16 protein-coding genes are annotated in these 17,793 nt (G+C 49.2%); 13 read left to right on the forward strand and 3 right to left on the reverse strand.

Annotated features, from left to right (window positions below):
• Positions 1 to 44 precede the first annotated feature (44 nt).
• The 6 genes from ABEQ74_RS28015 to ABEQ74_RS28040 all read left to right on the forward strand — a co-directional run bounded on the left by ABEQ74_RS28015 (position 45) and on the right by ABEQ74_RS28040 (position 7,060).
• Complete coding sequence (locus ABEQ74_RS28015; protein WP_430125555.1) at positions 45 to 413, forward strand: ATP-binding protein; 369 nt, start codon at positions 45 to 47, stop codon at positions 411 to 413.
• Positions 414 to 850: 437 nt separating this feature from the next.
• Positions 851 to 2,818: a methyl-accepting chemotaxis protein gene (locus ABEQ74_RS28020; RefSeq protein WP_430125475.1), complete on the forward strand. Its 1,968-nt coding sequence runs from the start codon at positions 851 to 853 to the stop codon at positions 2,816 to 2,818.
• A gap of 189 nt (positions 2,819 to 3,007) precedes the next feature.
• Positions 3,008 to 3,868 carry a transporter substrate-binding domain-containing protein gene (locus ABEQ74_RS28025; protein ID WP_430125476.1) on the forward strand — a complete coding sequence of 287 codons (861 nt, stop codon included), beginning with the start codon at positions 3,008 to 3,010 and terminating at the stop codon, positions 3,866 to 3,868.
• Between the two features lie 203 nt (positions 3,869 to 4,071).
• A complete protein-coding gene (locus ABEQ74_RS28030; protein ID WP_430125477.1) occupies positions 4,072 to 5,292 on the forward strand; it encodes an ABC transporter substrate-binding protein in 1,221 nt (406 codons plus the stop codon).
• A gap of 83 nt (positions 5,293 to 5,375) precedes the next feature.
• Positions 5,376 to 6,242, forward strand: coding sequence for a carbohydrate ABC transporter permease (locus tag ABEQ74_RS28035; RefSeq protein WP_430125478.1), 867 nt, complete (start codon positions 5,376 to 5,378; stop codon positions 6,240 to 6,242).
• Positions 6,242 to 7,060, forward strand: coding sequence for a carbohydrate ABC transporter permease (locus ABEQ74_RS28040; protein ID WP_430125479.1), 819 nt, complete (start codon positions 6,242 to 6,244; stop codon positions 7,058 to 7,060). Before ABEQ74_RS28035 ends, ABEQ74_RS28040 begins: the two co-directional genes overlap by 1 nt.
• 233 nt (positions 7,061 to 7,293) lie before the next feature.
• Here ABEQ74_RS28040 and ABEQ74_RS28045 read toward each other — a convergent pair whose 3' ends face one another.
• Positions 7,294 to 8,757: a carboxylesterase/lipase family protein gene (locus ABEQ74_RS28045; RefSeq protein ID WP_430125480.1), complete on the reverse strand. Its 1,464-nt coding sequence runs from the start codon at positions 8,755 to 8,757 to the stop codon at positions 7,294 to 7,296.
• 296 nt (positions 8,758 to 9,053) lie between these two features.
• On the opposite strand from ABEQ74_RS28045, the gene ABEQ74_RS28050 reads away from it, so the two are divergent.
• From ABEQ74_RS28050 to ABEQ74_RS28060, 3 genes are all read left to right on the forward strand, one after another.
• Positions 9,054 to 10,052 (forward strand): Gfo/Idh/MocA family protein, encoded by a 999-nt coding sequence (locus tag ABEQ74_RS28050; RefSeq protein WP_430125481.1) that lies wholly within the window; start codon positions 9,054 to 9,056, stop codon positions 10,050 to 10,052.
• Positions 10,049 to 11,047 (forward strand): Gfo/Idh/MocA family protein, encoded by a 999-nt coding sequence (locus tag ABEQ74_RS28055; protein WP_430125482.1) that lies wholly within the window; start codon positions 10,049 to 10,051, stop codon positions 11,045 to 11,047. Before ABEQ74_RS28050 ends, ABEQ74_RS28055 begins: the two co-directional genes overlap by 4 nt.
• A 208-nt stretch (positions 11,048 to 11,255) precedes the next feature.
• Complete coding sequence (locus tag ABEQ74_RS28060) at positions 11,256 to 11,564, forward strand: hypothetical protein (RefSeq protein WP_430125483.1); 309 nt, start codon at positions 11,256 to 11,258, stop codon at positions 11,562 to 11,564.
• 118 nt (positions 11,565 to 11,682) lie between these two features.
• On the opposite strand, the gene ABEQ74_RS28065 is transcribed toward ABEQ74_RS28060, so the two are convergent.
• Both ABEQ74_RS28065 and ABEQ74_RS28070 read right to left on the reverse strand, forming a co-directional pair.
• Complete coding sequence (locus ABEQ74_RS28065) at positions 11,683 to 12,525, reverse strand: undecaprenyl-diphosphate phosphatase (RefSeq protein ID WP_430125484.1); 843 nt, start codon at positions 12,523 to 12,525, stop codon at positions 11,683 to 11,685.
• Between the two features lie 75 nt (positions 12,526 to 12,600).
• A complete protein-coding gene (locus tag ABEQ74_RS28070; RefSeq protein WP_430125485.1) occupies positions 12,601 to 13,212 on the reverse strand; it encodes a DedA family protein in 612 nt (203 codons plus the stop codon).
• 546 nt (positions 13,213 to 13,758) lie between these two features.
• On the opposite strand from ABEQ74_RS28070, the gene ABEQ74_RS28075 reads away from it, so the two are divergent.
• The 4 genes from ABEQ74_RS28075 to ABEQ74_RS28090 all read left to right on the forward strand — a co-directional run bounded on the left by ABEQ74_RS28075 (position 13,759) and on the right by ABEQ74_RS28090 (position 17,770).
• Positions 13,759 to 15,465 carry an FAD-dependent oxidoreductase gene (locus tag ABEQ74_RS28075; protein WP_430125486.1) on the forward strand — a complete coding sequence of 569 codons (1,707 nt, stop codon included), beginning with the start codon at positions 13,759 to 13,761 and terminating at the stop codon, positions 15,463 to 15,465.
• Complete coding sequence (locus ABEQ74_RS28080; protein WP_430125487.1) at positions 15,462 to 15,812, forward strand: 4Fe-4S binding protein; 351 nt, start codon at positions 15,462 to 15,464, stop codon at positions 15,810 to 15,812. The genes ABEQ74_RS28075 and ABEQ74_RS28080 overlap by 4 nt, the downstream gene beginning before the upstream one ends.
• A 164-nt stretch (positions 15,813 to 15,976) precedes the next feature.
• Positions 15,977 to 16,876 (forward strand): ABC transporter permease, encoded by a 900-nt coding sequence (locus ABEQ74_RS28085; RefSeq protein ID WP_430125488.1) that lies wholly within the window; start codon positions 15,977 to 15,979, stop codon positions 16,874 to 16,876.
• Positions 16,877 to 16,909: 33 nt separating this feature from the next.
• Positions 16,910 to 17,770: an ABC transporter permease gene (locus ABEQ74_RS28090; RefSeq protein WP_430125489.1), complete on the forward strand. Its 861-nt coding sequence runs from the start codon at positions 16,910 to 16,912 to the stop codon at positions 17,768 to 17,770.
• Positions 17,771 to 17,793: the final 23 nt, after the last annotated feature.

Here is a 17,793-nt window from a genome sequence, read left to right on the forward strand (position 1 = left end):
AAGCGGAGCATGTACCTGAGAGAATAACATCAGACGCTGATAAAATAAGGCAGATTCTCATTAATCTAATCTCGAACGCGATCAAGTTCACGAGCGAGGGGAAAGTAAGTGTCGAGGTTGGTGTATCGGATGGCAAGGAATCTTCGGATGCCACAGAAATGGTGATTTCTGTCGGGATAAAGGAATCGGTATACCAGCAGACCGGATGCATCGTTTATTCCAGTCCTTCTCCCAAGTCCATCATCAGGAAGATAACTCGTGAATATACCGGAACGGAGCTTGGACTTTCCATCTGTAAGCAGCTGACCGAATTGATCAATGGTCGTATCTGGCTTGAAGAGCCTTCAGGACAGGGAGCGTGTTTCACGTTTACGATCCCTTTAATCGATGTACAGGAAACGATACTTACATGAAGGTAAGACGTGAATATAAACTAGCGGTCGTCAGGCCGAGGCAAAAGGTACCCTATGGGGTGCTTTTTTTGTTGAATCGGATTAAATTTTTCATTGCGAACCATACATATTCAGGAAAATACCGGTATCTATTGCGGTTCCTGGGCTGCAATTGAATATGCTATTTTTTAAGTCTTAAGAACTACTATAATACGTACTCATGCATCAAAGTAAAATGTTGTAAAAAGTCCCTGTTGGACTCTCAAAAAATTCTTGAGCCTTACCGATAACTAATAAAGTAGAGTCTTTCAACCTTGTTATCCGCCAAATTTTTTCGACATCATCTGTTCATTTTGTATGTATAAAGACATTGTCCTTACAGAAAAAAGAGCAATCGCTAAAATTTTGGACATAAGATCGGTTAGGGCTCAGGGACTATTTTCGGGAGGGTTTACAGCATGTATAAGAGTCTTAAGCAAAAAATGATTACCATGATATGTTTGCTCTTGCTAGTCAGTCTTGGTTCCGTCAACGTCATTACTTACGTCAGGTCCTCGGACATACTGCAGGAGAGTCTGGACAAAGAGGCACAGCTTAGTGCCGAGAAGCTGGCGCTTCAGATCGACCAATTTCTCGATGTAGAGATTGCTAAGGTTGAAAGTATTGGAAAATTCATTCAGGGGAACAAAGCTGAAGACTTGAAGTTGATTCAAGCTGCACAGGAGCGTAATCCCGAATTCGAAACCTTCTTCTTCTCCTATGATTTAACAGGAAAGAACGTCATTAACTTTCTGGGCGAAGTGACCGACGTATCGGACCGCGTCCATTATCAAGAAGCTGGGAAGGGCGAAGGCAAGCTGGTCGTGTCTGAACCGATTCTATCCAAGAGAACGGGAAACAGCATCGTGACCATGATTATCCCGTTGATGGAAGATGGCAAACAGTACGGTTATATGGGCTCTACCCTTCCAATCAACGAGATTCAAAATAAAGTGTCCAACCAAACATTCGGAACTACCGGCTATGCTTTTCTGTTAAGTAAAGCAGGAACGTTTATGTGGTCCCCGGAAGAGGAGCTTGTTCTTAATAAAGGCATTAAAGATATTGATAATCCGGGTTTAAATAAAGCTTATGACGAAGTCAGTCAAGGCAAATCAGGTACATTTAACTATTCTGTGGATGGAGCCGATTATTCAGGAGCCTATGCACCATCCTACTTTAATTGGGGCATATTTGTGGCTGCACCGACCAAAGAGCTGAATGCTCCGATTACGGAAATGTCGATTACCATGATCATCATATCGGTAGGAGCATTGATCTTATCCGCCTTTTCTGTGATATATGTTACGGAACAGATTGTTAGGCCGATTCGCAAACTTAACACAGCTGTCAAAGAAGTCGCAGCTGGTGACTTGACCAAGACCATCCAAGTGGAAGGGAAGGATGAGATTGCGGTTCTCTCCAACGATTTTAACCAGACGGTATCCCATCTGAAGCATCTGGTTGTCGGAGTGAGCGATTCATCCCGCCAAGTCTTGTCGGTTACGGAGACCGTATCGAGCGGAGTAGATACAGCGATGGGCAGTGTTGATCGGATCGGCTCTTCCATTCGTCAAATTGCAAATGGAGCGAATACTCATGCTTCAAGCTCTAACGAAATCGCAATGTCCATGAATGATATGGCAAGCGGAATCGTCAAAATTGCCGAAACATCTTCCATGGTGTCCGAAGCTGCTCAGGAAGCTGCCAATCAAGCTGAAACTGGATCAGTTGTCGTTGAACAAGCGGTGAAGCAGATCGGCAACATCGGAGAGGGTACGTCTAAAGTTGGAACGGCAATTGGGCGCTTGAATGAGCGTTCTTCTGAAATCGAGCAGATTTTGAGCTTCATTACGGAAGTAACTTCCCGTATTCGACTGCTGTCCTTAAATGCTTCCATCGAAGCAGCCAGAGCAGGCGAGCATGGCCGCGGCTTTGCCGTTGTAGCAGAAGAAGTTAAGAAGCTGGCTGGGCAGTCCGAGGTTTCAACAGACCAGATCGCGAAGCTGATTACGGAAATTCGCGAAGACACCATTAATGCCGTGGAGGTCATGGACGTCAGTCGGAAGGATGTTGAGGACGGGATTACGCTAATTCAAGAGGTTCGTGCGAAATTCGAAAATATTTTGACTGCTACGCGAAATGTTGCTGATCACATTTTGGAAGTATCTGCAGCTTCCGAAGAAATGTCCGCCGGCTCTGAACAGGTAAGTGCTTCGGTTGAAGAGCTTAAATCTATTGCGGATCTGACCTCGACGGATGCACAACAAGTGACAGCCGCTGTCGAGAATCAAATCTCAACGATCAAGGAAATTTCAGACTCTGTGAAACAGCTCGAAGTGGTTGCTCAAGAACTGAACAAAGAGCTTGCCAAATTCAGTCTGTAGCATTCCTTCCATTAGTAACCGCACTTAGGGTACTTGAAAGGGGGGATGTCTGTAAGAAATAAAGGAGCTGCCTTAACTCAAGGCTAGCAGCAAGAAATTCTCAAATAGTTTCAGGCAGATGATGCCGCTGCCAAATCAAGGGCATTCGATTGAAAACAACAAGAAGACAAACAGGAGGAAATTTAAAAAATGGCTAAGAATTGGAAAAAGGTATTAATTGCAGGGGTAGTCAGCTTATCATTGGTGGCAACAGGCTTTGCAGCGAACGAGGTTCTCACCACACCGGAGGTATCCGCTAAATCCGCTTCGTCCAATGCACCTGGGCAACTGAAGAAACAAGCAGCTTCCCAACTTGATGAGATTATCGAAAGAGGCTACATACGAGTTGGTATGACAGGGGATTACAAACCGTTCACATATTTGAATCCTGCTACAAAACAATATGAAGGTTATGACGTTGACGCTATGGAAGAACTCGGTAAAGATCTTGGCGTGGAAGTGCGCTACGTAAATACTACATGGCCCGACATGATGAAGGATCTGCAAGCTGACAAGTTTGACATCGCTGTAGGCGGCGTAACCCGTAACACAGCAAGACAAAAAACAGCTTATGTATCCCAAGGCTACATTTCGTTCGGTAAGGCACCTTTGATCCGTGCTGAAGATAAGGACAAATACTTGTCCGTTGAAGATATCAACAAGCCGTCGGTACGCATCGGTGTGAATCCGGGCGGAACGAACGAAGTATTCGTGCGCGAGCATCTGACAAAAGCCAACGTAACGGTGGTTCCAAACAACCTGGATATCCCGCATTTGGTTGCTGACGGTACGTATGACGTGATGATTACTGATACAATTGAAGCAATTACGTATGCGAAAGCAGATTCCAGACTGTATGCTGCACTTACGGACAAGCCGTTCACAAACAGTGAAAAAGGCTACATGATTCCTCGCGGCGACTTTGAATATGCGAGCTATTTGGAAATGTGGATTGACGAAATGAAGCTCCAAGGCAAGTTTGCGAACATTCATAAAAAATGGTTGGAGTAGCATAACCCCGGCTCTAAAGTAACAGCCAATCTCTGCCAGCAGATCAGGACAAAAACCCTGATCTGCTGGCTTTTTTTGTTTCCATAGAAAGGTCCGCATATGCCGGTCCGAAGGGAGGGTAGTTTACCAACCAAGCTGTACGGGTAGTTAATAGGCATGGCATTGGCCGTAATTACTTCAGGAGAATGAAATGGGGGTAGACCATGAAGCTTGGTAAATGGATCGCGGTGTGTTTGTCGACCGTATTGATACTGACCGCTTGCGGTGCTAAAGAGGAATCGGGCCGGGTACAGATAGAGTTTTTTCAGAATAAGCCCGAAGCAAAAGGTTCCTTCGATGCACTCATCGACAAGTTTAATGAATCCCAATCCAGGATCAAGGTGATACAGGTGAATCCGCCGGATGCGGAGACAGTGCTTAAGACAAGAGTCGTCAAGAAGGACATTCCTGATATTATCGGCATAGGCGCAACAGATACCTATTCATTGCTGGCGCAAAGCGGCATCTTCATGGATTTGACGAATAACTCGCTGCTGAGTCATGTTGATGAGACCTATGTTGAGATGCTGAAGGACGTGGCAGGGATGGAGGAGGTTACAGGCATACCTTACTCCACCAACGCTAACGGTGTAATGTACAACAAAGAAATTTTCAAAGAAATGGGACTCCGTGTTCCCGGGACTTGGGACGAGCTGTTAGCTACGGCGCAGAAGGTCAAGGAAGCGGGAAAGATTCCGTTTTACTTCACATATAAAGACGATTGGCAGACGGTGCTGCCGTTTAATGCATTGGCCTCCAATCTGGAAGGGATTGAATTTTACATGGATCGGCGGGAAGGCAAGGTAACCTTCGCTGAGAAATATCGTGAAATTGCAGAGAAGCAGCTTGCACTGATGGATTATGGCCATGGGGACAATTTCGGCAAGAACTATGCAGACGGCAACCGGGGTTTTGCGAGAGGTGAATCGGCCATGTATATCCAGGGAACCTGGGCGATTCCGGAAATCCGCAAAGCCAATCCAGACGTACCGATCGGCTTCTTTCCCCTGCCAACCGGTGATAATCCGGAAGAGAACAAACTGATCTCGGGTGTAGATACGTTGCTGGCCATCTCCGATAGTTCGAAGCATAAAGAGGAAGCACAGCAATTCATTCAGTTTCTGCTCAAGCCGGAGAATAGCAAGCAATATATAACCGAGCAAACGCTGTTCTCAACCGTTGATGGAGTGAAGCAGGATGATCCTGCCGTTGCCGAGCTGCTGCCTTATCTTGAGCGGGGCCAGGTTCTCGATTTTGCTGACCACTATATTCCGGCGGCTGTGCAGTTAAACTCGGTGATTCAGTCCTTCCTGCAAAATCGGGATATCGATGGGTACTTGAAGAAGCTGGACACCGAATGGGACAAGGTAGCTGACAGGCGCTAACGACCTGATATTCACTTTTCCACGATACCTGCAATATCCCGCAATATCTCACAATACCCACGAAGGATGAAGGAGGATCGGACATGAACAAGCGGCTTACGCCTTATTATTTGATGACCATACCCGCAGTGGTGTTGTTCTTCGTATTTCTGACGCTGCCGGCTTTGCAGGGGGTGTACTACTCCTTCACGAACTGGAACGGATTCGGTGATAACTTCGACTTCATCGGATTTAAGAATTACATCAATCTGTTTAAGGATGGCAACGTGGGCCACGCGTACTGGTTCACATTCAAATTCGCTGTGGTGGTTACCATCCTCATCAACATTTTTAGCCTGCTGATTGCTATGGGATTGAACGCCAAGATCAAAGCGAGGAATTTCTTCAGAGGCATTTACTTTCTTCCCAATATTCTGAGCGTGCTGATTGTGGGTTACATATTCAATTATCTGTTCTCGAATGTGTTTACCATTTGGGGAAAGAACCTGGGAATCGATTGGCTGTCTACCAATATTCTGGGCAGTGAACAGCATGCCTGGATCGGAGTCGTGATCGTAGCGGTATGGCAGGGCATTGCCTATAACACGATTCTCTATCTCGCAGGGCTACAGACCATTTCCCGCACGTTGTATGAGGCTTCGAGCCTTGATGGGGCTAACCGCTGGCAGGAATTCTGGAAAATCACCTTTCCGCTAATCGCGCCATTTTTTACAATCAATATGGTGCTGGCTATGAAGAACTCCTTAATGGTCTTTGATCAGATTATAGCCCTCACCAACGGTGGGCCGGGAAGGGCGACACAGTCGATCTCCCACCTGATTTATACCGGGGGATTTGAGGGAGGAGAATTTGCCTATCAATCCGCAAACTCTGTGATCTACTTCATCTTGATTGCCACCATATCGGTCGTGCAGATTCGGTTCCTGCAGAGAAGAGAGGGTGATGTGTAATGCGAACAAAAACGAACTGGGTGGTTATGATTCTCATTACAATGGGTACGATCCTGATTTTGTTCCCGCTGTATATGACGATTACGATTGCGCTCAAAACGCCGGAGGATATGTTGTCATCCGTGTTCGGCTTACCAAGGGAGTTTCATTTCGAGAACTTTACGAACGCGATCCAAATGACCAATTTCTTTAACGCACTGGGCAATAGCGCGATGGTAACAACGGCAACGGTCGTGCTGACCCTGTTAACCAATTCGCTTGTTGCTTATGCCATTGCCCGCAATATGAACCGAAAGTTCTTCAAGGGTTTATATTTTTATTTTATCAGCGCCATGTTTATTCCTTTTCCAATTATTATGCTGCCACTGGTCAAATTGACGGCTGGTCTTCATATGACGAATCTGGTCGGGCTTACGATTCTGCATACCGTTTATGCATTGGCTTTTAACGTTTTTGTATATGTCGGTTACATTAAATCGATTCCGGTTGCGCTGGAGGAGGCAGCCCGTGTGGATGGCACATCAACCTGGGGAACATTCTGGAGAATCATATTCCCGATGATGGCACCCATGAATGCGACAGTTGGCATTCTGATCTGCCTGTCCACGTATAATGACTTCCTTCTGCCGCTCATCATCATCAGTGATACAAGCTCCTATACGCTGCCGCTGGTGCAATATATATTCCAGGGGCAGTTTAACACAGACTTCAACTTGGCCTTTGCTTCGTACCTGATGGCGATGCTGCCGATGATCATTATCTATCTGTTCGCGCAGAAATGGATCATTAACGGCATTACACAAGGGGCAGTAAAATAAGGCGCTGACTGCATTTTCCCTGGTTTCCCCGGAAGCAGCCCTCGGCACCTTTTGAAGCATAAGTAGCCGACGCAACCATAGCGGAGATCAGATGCAGACGGACCCTGACTTAACAAAAAGCTGTATTCCAGATCGTGTCCATCATGACTGGAATACAGCTTTCTTTGTTTCCGCAAGGATGTCGTCTGCAAGGATGCGGTGCCTCATGGGATGGCTTGTTTACTGGTCTGTTTTTATAATTTCAGCATTTCCCGCTTAATGGCATCCGGGTCCAGGGCAATTCCGCTGTTGTAGTCGAAGAGCATTGTCGCGCGTGCTGCCGGATCATAAGCAGGCCAAGGCAGCAAATCCGTATCCGGTGAGCCATGGCGGGCAAATGAAATCCATGCATCCTGCATCCGGTCAGACAAGGCTTGCGTGGCCTCATCGACATGAACACCGATGTTCTGAAACAGTGCAAGCGTATTGAATACAAACGGGATTTCCAGAGCATGCATCGCTTTCCCAAGCACGGGATGATCGGGCAGCGTCCAATCGAATCGGTACATCCATACCCGCGCATGCTTGCTCTGAGCGGATGCGAACTGCAGAGCTGAGCGCCAGAAATACAGGTCCGTCATAATCTGGGCATGTCCGTCTATGTTGTAGGGATAGGTCTTAATTAGAGGGGCGGCATCCTCAATGCCGGTCATCATCTCAACCGTACGGACAAGGTCATTCTCTTTTACCAGTGGCATGTCCGGCCGAAAGAATAAGGCGCCTTCATCCAGGTTCGTCCCGATGAGGATTGGCACGTCTTTGGCCCAGCCTGTTTGAATAGCCTGCAGCGGATCATGAGGCAGAGTATCCGGCTCCACGACCGGTTGAAAAATCATGTTAATACCGGGGCCGATCCGCTTCTTGAGCCGTTCGCCGGCCTCGAATATCTGCTCACCGGACAACGTTTCAAGTTGCTGGATATAATCTGGTGTCAGGTCCAGTTCCTTTAATAAACCAGCTGTTATCAGCTGTGCCTGTTCCGGAGTCATGACCTGGGAAGCGCCGCTTTCCATAATGGCCTGCTTGAACAGCCCCTTGGCCGCAGGCATGGCCAGCAGTGCGGCGATGCTCATGCTGCCCGCTGACTCACCGAATACGGTGACCTGGTCTGGATCGCCTCCGAATGCTCTGATATTGTCACGCACCCACTGCAGAGCAGCGATCTGGTCCAATAAGCCGGTATTGGAGGATAAGCCCTCTCCAAGCGGAGCCAGATGAAGAAAGCCAAGCGGGCCCAGCCGATAATTGAACGTCACGACAATAACGTTACCTCGGAGAACGAAGGAAGCCCCATTATAGCTCGGCAAGCTGCCGGAGCCTGTGACGAAAGCGCCGCCGTGAATCCATACCATGACGGGCAGCGGCTCTGCTGGCGGGTCCTGGGGAGCCCACACATTGAGATATAGGGAATCCTCGGAAACCGTCTTGGTCACGCCTCCACCTAGCATGCTGGACGTAGATTCGAGCGGCTGAAGGCACATCGGACTGAAGTCGGTGGTTTCTTTGATTCCGTTCCATGAATCAGGCGGCACAGGAGCACGGAACCGCAGCGGGCCAACCGGGGGTTTTGCATAAGGAATCCCTTTCCATACACGGACGCCGTTCTCCAGACTGCCCTGGATACGCCCTTTATTCGTTTGCACAACAAGCTCTGACATGTTCGCTCTACACCCTTTCTCTTGAACATTCTGATAGAAATGCCTGAAAGCTTCTCCTTTACCTAGAACGTTGAATCCATTCCTAAACGGCTCGGTCATATATAAAAAATGATATACTTAACCATACAATATACACTTTACCAAGTTAGCCGCATAAGTTCAAAAAGCACCAACCATGAAACCTGGGCAGGAATGTCATGTCTTATGAAGAAGTTAACAGAGTGGGGTATTCGCAAACAGCGGGTACAGCAGTATCTTTTGGTCCACGTCATACTTGGTATACTGGAGGGATAAGCATGAACATAGCGATTTTGGGCTGTGGAACAATGGGAATGATCTATGCGCATAATTTGGCCAAAATGCCGGGAGTCACGGTGACAGGCGTGGTGGATATTAACGCAAGGCGGGCTGAGCGGGCCGCAGCCTTGACCGGGGCGAAGGCATACACGGATGTTGCATCATTGTTTGAGCAAAAAGATTTGGAAACGGTTGCGGTGTGTCTGCCCACCTATCTACATAAACCGTATGTACTGCAAATAGCTGAAAAAGGACTGCACGTCATCTGTGAGAAGCCGGCAGCTTTAACTCTGGAGGATGCACAGGTGATGAAAACGGCCTGTGAACAGCACGGAGTTCGATTGTTTATCGGGCAGGTTGTCCGGTTCTTTCCGAACTACCATGATGCATATCAGCAGGCTCACTCCGGAAAGATTGGAGCACCTAGAATGGCTCACTTTAAGCGGTATGGCGCATATCCGCAAGGGATGGATGGATGGTACACAGACTCCGGCAAGAGCGGAGGCGTCATTATGGATCTGATGATTCATGACATTGATTATGCATGCTGGCTGTTTGGTGAAGTTGAGTCGGTATATGCTTCGGCTGTTAAACGGGATGAGCCGAAGATGGAGTATGCTCAGCTTACACTTCATTTTAAGAATAAAGCTATCGCAAGTTTAACCGGCTACTGGGGTTATCCCGGCCCGTTTACGACGCAATTCGAAGTTTCGGGAGATCAAGGTATTGTAAGATTTGATAGCAACCAGGTACAACCACTTGATATTCAAACGCTGGGTCTCGCTACAGGGGAAGGGCCAGCCGTACAAATTCCTTCCGGCAGCAATCTTCATGATCCGTATTACAAAGAATTGCAGCATTTTATCGAGTGCATCCGTAATGGTAGCGACCCGCTTGTCAGCATCGAAGATGCTTGCTACGCCGTTGCAATCGCTCAGGCTGCCGGGCAATCGGCTCAGACCGGGCAGCCTGTCATGATTGGAGGGAATGTTTCATGAATAAAATCAAGGTTGGCTTTATCAGTTTTGCCCATATGCATGCAGCAACTTATTTCTTCAGCATGCTGAAGCGTGATGATGTTGAGGTGGTTGGGATCGCTGATGAAGATGGGGAAAGAGTGCGCCCTTACTCTGTAGAGCGAGGAATCCCATATTACGCGGATTATAATGAGTTGCTGTCACAGGAGATAGATGCTGTTGTTATCTGTTCGGAGAATGCGCGCCATGCAGAGATCACCAAACGTGCCGCAGAAGCAGGCAAGCATGTGTTGTGTGAGAAACCATTAGGTTTGTCCGAAGCTGAGATGCTGGAGATGATCCGGGTGTGCAAGGATCATGGTGTTCAGCTCATGACTGCTTTTCCTTGTCGGTATCTTACATCTGTGCGACAGGCGAAGGAAGCGGTGGACGCCGGACAGATCGGCGAGATCCTGGCCATGAAGGGAACTAACCGGGGAACGATGCCTGGCGGCTGGTTTATCGAACGTGAGAAATCGGGCGGCGGAGCCGTTTTTGATCATACCGTCCATGTGATGGACCTTATGCACTGGTTTACCGGCAGCAAGGTGGAGGAAGTATATGCTCATGCCGAAACGCTGTTCCATGACACCGATATTGATGACGCCGGCATGGTCCATGTCAAATTCGCCAATGGCGTTGTTGCTGTACTGGATCCAAGCTGGTCCCGTAATCGTACCTTCCCGACCTGGGGAGATGTTACGCTCGAGATCATCGGTACGAAGGGTGTGCTGAACATTGATGCTTTCGCTCAGAAGAACGAGGTGTACAGCGATGTGACTGGTAAAGCAGCCGCGTGGAACTTCTGGGGAGATGATATGGACGAAGGTCTTATCAACAGCTTCGTGGAGAGCATTCGTAATGGCAAACCGGTTGAGATAACAGGCGAGGACGGGTACTATTCAGCCCGCGTTGCCCTGGCAGCATATGAGTCCGCAAACACCAAGCGTACTGTTCAGCTGAAGCCGCAGGCTTAAATAGATATATTCAAGGGCTGCTGCCCGCCATAGGAATTGAGAATAGCATTACTTCACAAGCCTCTTTCGGCTTTGTAGTCGAAGGGGCTATTTTATTTCCCCCTTGAGTACACAGCTTATCTTATCATTCAAAAAGAGCAGAACAGAGCGTATTTGAAGCTAAAGTTGGCAGAAGCAGCAGAACACCTTAATGAAGGAGATATACATTATGGCGGTTATTACACTGTGTGGCTCAACCAAATTTAAACCTCAATTTCGTGAAGTCGAGGCAGCATTGACGCTGCAAGGACATATCGTACTCAGTGTTGGTTTCTTTGAGCAGAGCGACGGGATCGAGATCACGAAGGCGCAGGAAGGCATGCTGAAAGAACTGCATTTTCACAAAATCGATATGTCGGAGGAGATCTTTGTAATCGATGTGAATGGATATATCGGAGAGAGTACCCGGGCCGAAATCGAGTACGCCAACAGACATGGTAAACAGGTGCGCTATTACTCGAAGGCTCAGCTAGAGTAAGCTGGCCTAATTGTGCAGGCGATGGGCATACAGCCAACAAGTGCATAGCAGCATCCATAACAAAAGGCAGGTCAAGAATTACTCTTGACCTGCCTTTTAATCTCTCAATAACTAACTTTTACAGATAAAGCACCAACGCAATTACCGCAGCGAGCACGATCCGGTAGATCGCAAACGGTACCAGCTTGATCCGGTTGATCAGCTTCAGGAAGAAGCGGATGGAGATCAAGGCGAAGATGAAGGCCGCTACGAATCCGGCGATGAAGAACGGAAGGGCGTCCAGCGTAAAGTACTCCCAGTTCTTCAGCAACGACAGGAAGCTGGCGCCGAACATGATCGGTACAGCCATGATGAACGTAAAGTCTGCCGCTGCACGGTGACTCATGCCCAGCATGACACCTCCGGAAATGGTGGAGCCGGAACGGGAGAAGCCCGGCCAGAGCGACAGACATTGAATCAGTCCGACGCTGAATGCTTGCCGGTACGTAATTTGATCGACAGTGACCACTTTCGGCTCTTTTTTCGAGCTGACTTTATCGGCAACGATCATGAAGATGGCACCAATCACAAGACCGATCAGCACGGTAGCGGTAGAGAATAAATAATCATCAATGAAATTTTCGAACAGAAGACCTAGCACACCTGCCGGAATCAAGCCAACAATAACCTGGCCGAGCTTCAGTCTGCCCGTACCTGCTGGTACCCCGGCTTCCGGCTTTTTGCGCTTGAGCCATAAAAGATCCAGGAAGCGGTCCTTGAACACGACGATGACGGCGAGAATGGAACCGAGCTGAATCACGACTTTGAATGTGTTGGCTACATATTTGGTCAGAAATTCCTCGGATCTCAGCCACATATCATCCACGATGATCATATGGCCGGTGGAGGATACAGGAGCGAACTCGGTCAGTCCCTCGACGATTCCCAGAATAATTGCTTTAATGATGGTTAAAAAATCCATACGTTCTCTCCCTTACGTAATAAATATAAAATGCAATGATATTCACAATGAATGGCATGAAGTGCAGGCTCCAGTTTAAGCCGACTTTCTTCGCTTGCGGAAGAAGATGAACAAGAATGCGATCACGGCCACAGCTATTACAGCATAAGCGATATTGGAATAGACGTCCATGAAGGCAACGATATTTTCCCATGAATCGCCGACGGCGGCACCGACGGCTACCAGAATGATGTTCCAGATCAAAGTACCAATGGTCGTGAAGAGCAGGAACATGCCGAACTTCATGTTGGACATCCCCGCCGGGATGGAGATCAGGCTTCGGATCAACGGAATCATGCGGCAGAACAGAACCGTCCAGTAGCCGTATTTATCGAACCAGGCATCGGCCTTGCGGATGTCTTCTTTTTTGACACGAAGAATATGACCCCAACGGTCCACGATCTTCTCAAGCCGCTCGACATCAAGCAGACGTCCGATTCCGTATAGAATGACGGCACCGACCACAGACCCTATGGTAGCTGCGATAATGACACCTGGCACTGTCAGTTTCGAGTAGGTTGTCATGAATCCGCCGAAGGTTAGAATGACCTCGGAGGGAATTGGTGGAAACACGTTCTCCAGGGCGATCATCAGCATGATGCCGATGTAGCCGAACTTTTCCATAATGTCCGTAATCCAGTTATCCAAAAGTTACACCTCTTTCAAGTGATAAGGATACCTCTGCATCCTTTAGAACTGCTTGACGGTTATGACTGCGAACAAGTTGCTTGTAAGCGAGGGCAATTGTATGCCGATGATTTCCGGAAAAAGGCTTGATGATTGCTAGCTTAATATATTTCATTATATAGTTGTCCTGCCCCAATGAACAAGGCGCGATCCCGCAGCTGACTGCTGCCGCCTACTAGATGCTGAGAGCTTCTGCCTCACTTTTCTTGAGTCTATCAAGATAAGAATCCTATCATTTGATGTTCTAGTACCGATAGTATTGTACCAAAAAAACGGGATACCTAAAATAATTGACAATAGAAGTTCATACCTTGTCTGCCATAGATATCAATTTTTTTAAAAAAGTATTGACGCTGAAATTACAAGCTGGTAACATACTTGATAATTCCAATCGAATAACTAAGGTATATTAATCGACCAGCCCACTGGAGATCATGAATCTACTCATGATCTCCTTTTTGCCGTTTTGGACTGATAGGGGCTAGCAATCAAGGAGGGGATCATCGAATGCAAGCAAATGACGAACTCAAACTGACAACGGATGTCCTTGTCATTGGCGGAGGCCCTGCCGGGGCGTGGGCCGCGTGGAGCGCAGCCTCCCAAGGTGCCAAAGTCATATTGGTCGACAAAGGGTTTCTCGGCTCCAGCGGGGCAACAGCACCGGGCGGAACGAATCTTTTATACTTGCCACCGGATGAGAAGCTACGTAATGAGGCTGTATCCCAGCGGATGAAAGAAGGCGGCTATTTATCCGAACCGGACTGGATCCATCGTGTACTGGATCAGGTATATATCAACCTGGAGCGCGTGGAGACATGGGGATATCCCTTCCGCAGGGATGAGAACGGGGTTCCCATGCGTGATCATCTGCAGGGACCTGAATATATGAAGCTGATGCGAAGTGCAGTCAGCCGGGCCGGCGTAAGGATAATGGATCAATCTCCGGCGCTCGAGCTGCTTACTGATGAGCACGGTGTCGGAGGTGCGCGGGGCATATCCAGGCAGAAGAACAGGGATTGGGAAGTTAGGGCACAATCGGTTGTTATAGCTACCGGCGGCTGCGCCTTCTTAAGCAAGGGCCTTGGCTGCAATGTGCTCACAGGGGAAGGATTGCTTATGGCTGCAGAGCTGGGCGCCGAGCTGTCCGGCATGGAGTTCAGCCGTCAATATGCGCCGAGCGCGGCATTCGGTACGGTAACCCGCGGCCGGCTTCTCAATTGGGCGACGTATTATGACGAAGACGGAAATACGCTCTACAGCCCCGGCGGGCCGAGACCGCATGATTTCTTGCCGACGATGCTTCGCAAAGGCCCGGTTTATGCCACGCTGAATCATGCAGATACGGCAGAGAAACAGCGCATATTAAGGCAATCGCATGCTATCTTCTTTGTGCCGTATGATCGGGCGGGGATTGACCCGTTTAAGGAGCGTTTTCCTTTAACTCTTCGCTATGAGGGGACCGTTCGGGGAACTGGGGGCATCCGCATCACGGGAGATGATTGCGCGACAACGGTTCCAGGATTATACGCTGCGGGAGATGCGGCGACTCGGGAACGAGTGACGGGAGCCAAATCGGGTGGTGGTGCTTTTAATGCATCTTGGGCAATCTGCTCGGGAACGTGGGCAGGCGAAGGAGCGGCGAAGCATGCGCTGAGCACACGCTCTTCCGCAAATGACCGTCGCCTGCAAGCCGCAGGGCGGGCCGGTATGAGTCGTGAATCCGCAGAACATGGCCAGAGCTTGGATTCAGCTAGTCTGATCCAATCGGTACAGCGAGAGGTTTTCCCGCTCGACATCAATTATTTTCGTAGTGAGCCTGTTATTCAGAAGTCACTCGAACGGCTGAATGCTTTATGGCCGGAGGTGTATACCGAGGTACCCGGGGATTCGCGTGAGCGCATAAAGTCAAGGGAGGCGGCGGCCATGGCAGCCACCGCAAGGTGGATGTATACGGCTGCACTGGCCCGGCGTGAGACCCGAGGTATGCACACACTTCTGGAATATCCGAACCCTAATCCGCGTTTGCAGCATCGACTTACCGTGAACGGGATTGACCGGATTCAAGTGTATCCGGAAGGAAAGCCGCACGCACAGGCGGGCCCCGATCTCTTCAAGGCAGCCGAATACCATGTTCACACAGCAAGCAGGGAAAATGAAGCCAGAGAGCCAGACCGCTGGATGGCGGCAGCAGCCGGAGAGGGGGAGGGGGCTTGATCGAAATCGTCAGTCAGGAGCGCTGCATTGAATGCGGTCTGTGTATTAAGGTGTGTCCTACCAATGTATTCGATCGTACGGAGACAGGACTTCCGTTCATTGCCCGTCAGGAGGATTGCCAGACCTGTTTTATATGCGAGGCTTATTGCCCGGTCGATGCTTTGTATGTGTCACCCTTTGCAGACATAGAGCAGCAGGTGGCAGAACAGGAGCTAATATCGGTGGGGATCATGGGAAGCTGGAGGGAGAGAATCGGCTGGGGGAGGGGACGGACCCGGCTGGCAGAGATCGATGAGACTCCATTCATCGACCGAATTCTCCCGCACCAAGGGACAATTTCAAGCTGATAAATCATGTTCGATGTCAACCATTCATATGGAGACATTCCTTAGTTTTCACGGGAATGTCTCTTTTTAGTAGAAGGAGAGGTGCTTTTTCATGAAACGGACCGGGCTAAATTCCGCCTTTGTATATGCAAGAGCAGCGTTCTCCATGCTGGGGCGTGATCAGGATGAGTGATCATACGAGATTGTATCGGCAGAAGCCTCAAGCTTCATTTCTCGGCAGTGAGACGGCAGTTCCGCCTAGTGCTACCGCCGGTCCGAAGCTGGCTGACTCCTCCGAAGAACGAGGGAATGCAGGTTGGAAAAGGTCGCTGGGCATCTTCGCTGCCGGTTCGATTCTTCCTGTATCACTGCTGATAGTATGGCAGGTGCTTGGCGACCTGGGGTATATTTCAGAGCTGTTGTTTCCGACACCGCTTCACATTGCAGAAGCTTTTGCCCGATTGGCGGGCTCGGGTGAGCTTGGCGGCCATGTGCAGATCAGTGTGATCCGGGCCGCGGCGGGCTTTGCTCTAGGTGGTGCGCTCGGCCTCGCCTTCGGTATTCTGGTCGGGCTGTACCGCATATCCGAACGCATACTCGACCCTTCCATCCAGATGATCCGTATGGTTCCACATTTAGCGGTTGCACCGCTGTTTGTGCTCTGGTTCGGAATCGGAGAGTCATCCAAAATATTGCTGATTGCCAAAGGTGCCTTTTTTCCGCTCTATATCCAAACCTACCTCGGGATACGCGGAGTGGATAACAAATGGTTTGAAGTGGCAAGAGTTCTAGGCTTCAGCCGTATCCAGCAAATTTTCAAGCTGGTCATTCCGGCATCGTTGCCGCATATCTTCCTTGGGATTCGGCTATCTCTGGGGCTGGCTTGGCTGGGGCTCGTCGTTGCCGAAATTATGGGTTCCACGTCAGGCATCGGCTACTTGATGACGGATGCCAGACAGTTCAGCAAAACTGCCACCGTCTTCGTGTGCATCATTCTATTTGCCGTTATCGGCAAAGCCGCCGACGCCGCAGTCCGGTTGTTGGAGCGCAGGCTTTTGAAATGGAGTGACAGCTATGGGGGCTAAGGCGACTGTTGTTTCCAAAGAGGAGGTGACTTGATGAGTCATACGAGTGAATTGGTGCTGCCGGCTGCGGGACAGCCGCCCGCGGAGCAGCCACTGCATACGCTAGCTTCCCTGCGTTCCAAGCGCCGAAGAGCGTCCATACGGATCATCGCGCTTGGCTCGGCCTTTCCAGTTCTGGTGCTTGCCATATGGCAGCTGGCGGGTAATTTCGGATGGATCAATACGCTCTTTCTGCCCACGCCTGCGGCAATCCTCAAGTCCCTCTGGGGGCTGATAGTCTCAGGCGATATGACGACCCATCTTGGCATAAGTTTGGGACGCGCTGCGGCAGGATTTGCTCTAGGCGGCAGTTTGGGCTTGGTATTCGGCATATTAACGGGCTTCTCGCGCAAGTCAGAAATATTCCTTGATCCAACAGTACAAATCCTGAGGATGATCCCTCATCTGGCGATTGCTCCGCTTATCATCTTATGGTTCGGGTTCGGAGAAACATCGAAAGTGCTGATCATTGCAAAAGGAGCCTTCTTCCCACTGTATATTAATACGTTCCTCGGTATTCGCAGAGTAGACAATAAGCTGGTTGAAGTATCCGGGGTGCTCCAGTACAGCCGTTTTCAGCAGATTACTAAACTTATTATTCCCTCTGCGCTTCCTGGCATATTAATGGGACTTCGCTTATCGCTGGCGGTATCTTGGCTGGGACTCGTCGTTGCAGAGCTGATCGGCTCTCAGTCAGGAGTAGGATTTCTCATTAATCTTGCCAAGCAATCGTCATTAACGGAGCAAATCTTTGTGGGTGTATTGGTGTTTGCTGTTGTTGGCATGTTGGTCGATCTGTTCGTCCGCTCTCTCGAGCGCCGTTTACTGAAGTGGCGGGATACTTATAAAGGATGATGTTGCTCAAGGAATAGAAAGCG

It is taken from the genome of Paenibacillus solani (genome assembly GCF_050475945.1).
In the GTDB taxonomy this organism is placed as follows: domain Bacteria; phylum Bacillota; class Bacilli; order Paenibacillales; family Paenibacillaceae; genus Paenibacillus_AQ; species Paenibacillus_AQ solani_A.

Bases quoted from the DNA above. Each gene is read 5' to 3' on its own strand.
- ABEQ74_RS28030 (WP_430125477.1), top strand. From the start codon at position 4,072: ATGAAGCTTGGTAAATGGATCGCGGTGTGTTTGTCGACCGTATTGATA.
- ABEQ74_RS28040 (WP_430125479.1), top strand. From the start codon at position 6,242: ATGCGAACAAAAACGAACTGGGTGGTTATGATTCTCATTACAATGGGT.
- ABEQ74_RS28020 (WP_430125475.1), top strand. From the start codon at position 851: ATGTATAAGAGTCTTAAGCAAAAAATGATTACCATGATATGTTTGCTC.
- ABEQ74_RS28065 (WP_430125484.1), bottom strand. From the start codon at position 12,525: ATGGATTTTTTAACCATCATTAAAGCAATTATTCTGGGAATCGTCGAG.
- ABEQ74_RS28060 (WP_430125483.1), top strand. From the start codon at position 11,256: ATGGCGGTTATTACACTGTGTGGCTCAACCAAATTTAAACCTCAATTT.
- ABEQ74_RS28055 (WP_430125482.1), top strand. From the start codon at position 10,049: ATGAATAAAATCAAGGTTGGCTTTATCAGTTTTGCCCATATGCATGCA.
- ABEQ74_RS28050 (WP_430125481.1), top strand. From the start codon at position 9,054: ATGAACATAGCGATTTTGGGCTGTGGAACAATGGGAATGATCTATGCG.
- ABEQ74_RS28085 (WP_430125488.1), top strand. From the start codon at position 15,977: ATGAGTGATCATACGAGATTGTATCGGCAGAAGCCTCAAGCTTCATTT.
- ABEQ74_RS28090 (WP_430125489.1), top strand. From the start codon at position 16,910: ATGAGTCATACGAGTGAATTGGTGCTGCCGGCTGCGGGACAGCCGCCC.
- ABEQ74_RS28025 (WP_430125476.1), top strand. From the start codon at position 3,008: ATGGCTAAGAATTGGAAAAAGGTATTAATTGCAGGGGTAGTCAGCTTA.
- ABEQ74_RS28045 (WP_430125480.1), bottom strand. From the start codon at position 8,757: ATGTCAGAGCTTGTTGTGCAAACGAATAAAGGGCGTATCCAGGGCAGT.
- ABEQ74_RS28075 (WP_430125486.1), top strand. From the start codon at position 13,759: ATGCAAGCAAATGACGAACTCAAACTGACAACGGATGTCCTTGTCATT.
- ABEQ74_RS28035 (WP_430125478.1), top strand. From the start codon at position 5,376: ATGAACAAGCGGCTTACGCCTTATTATTTGATGACCATACCCGCAGTG.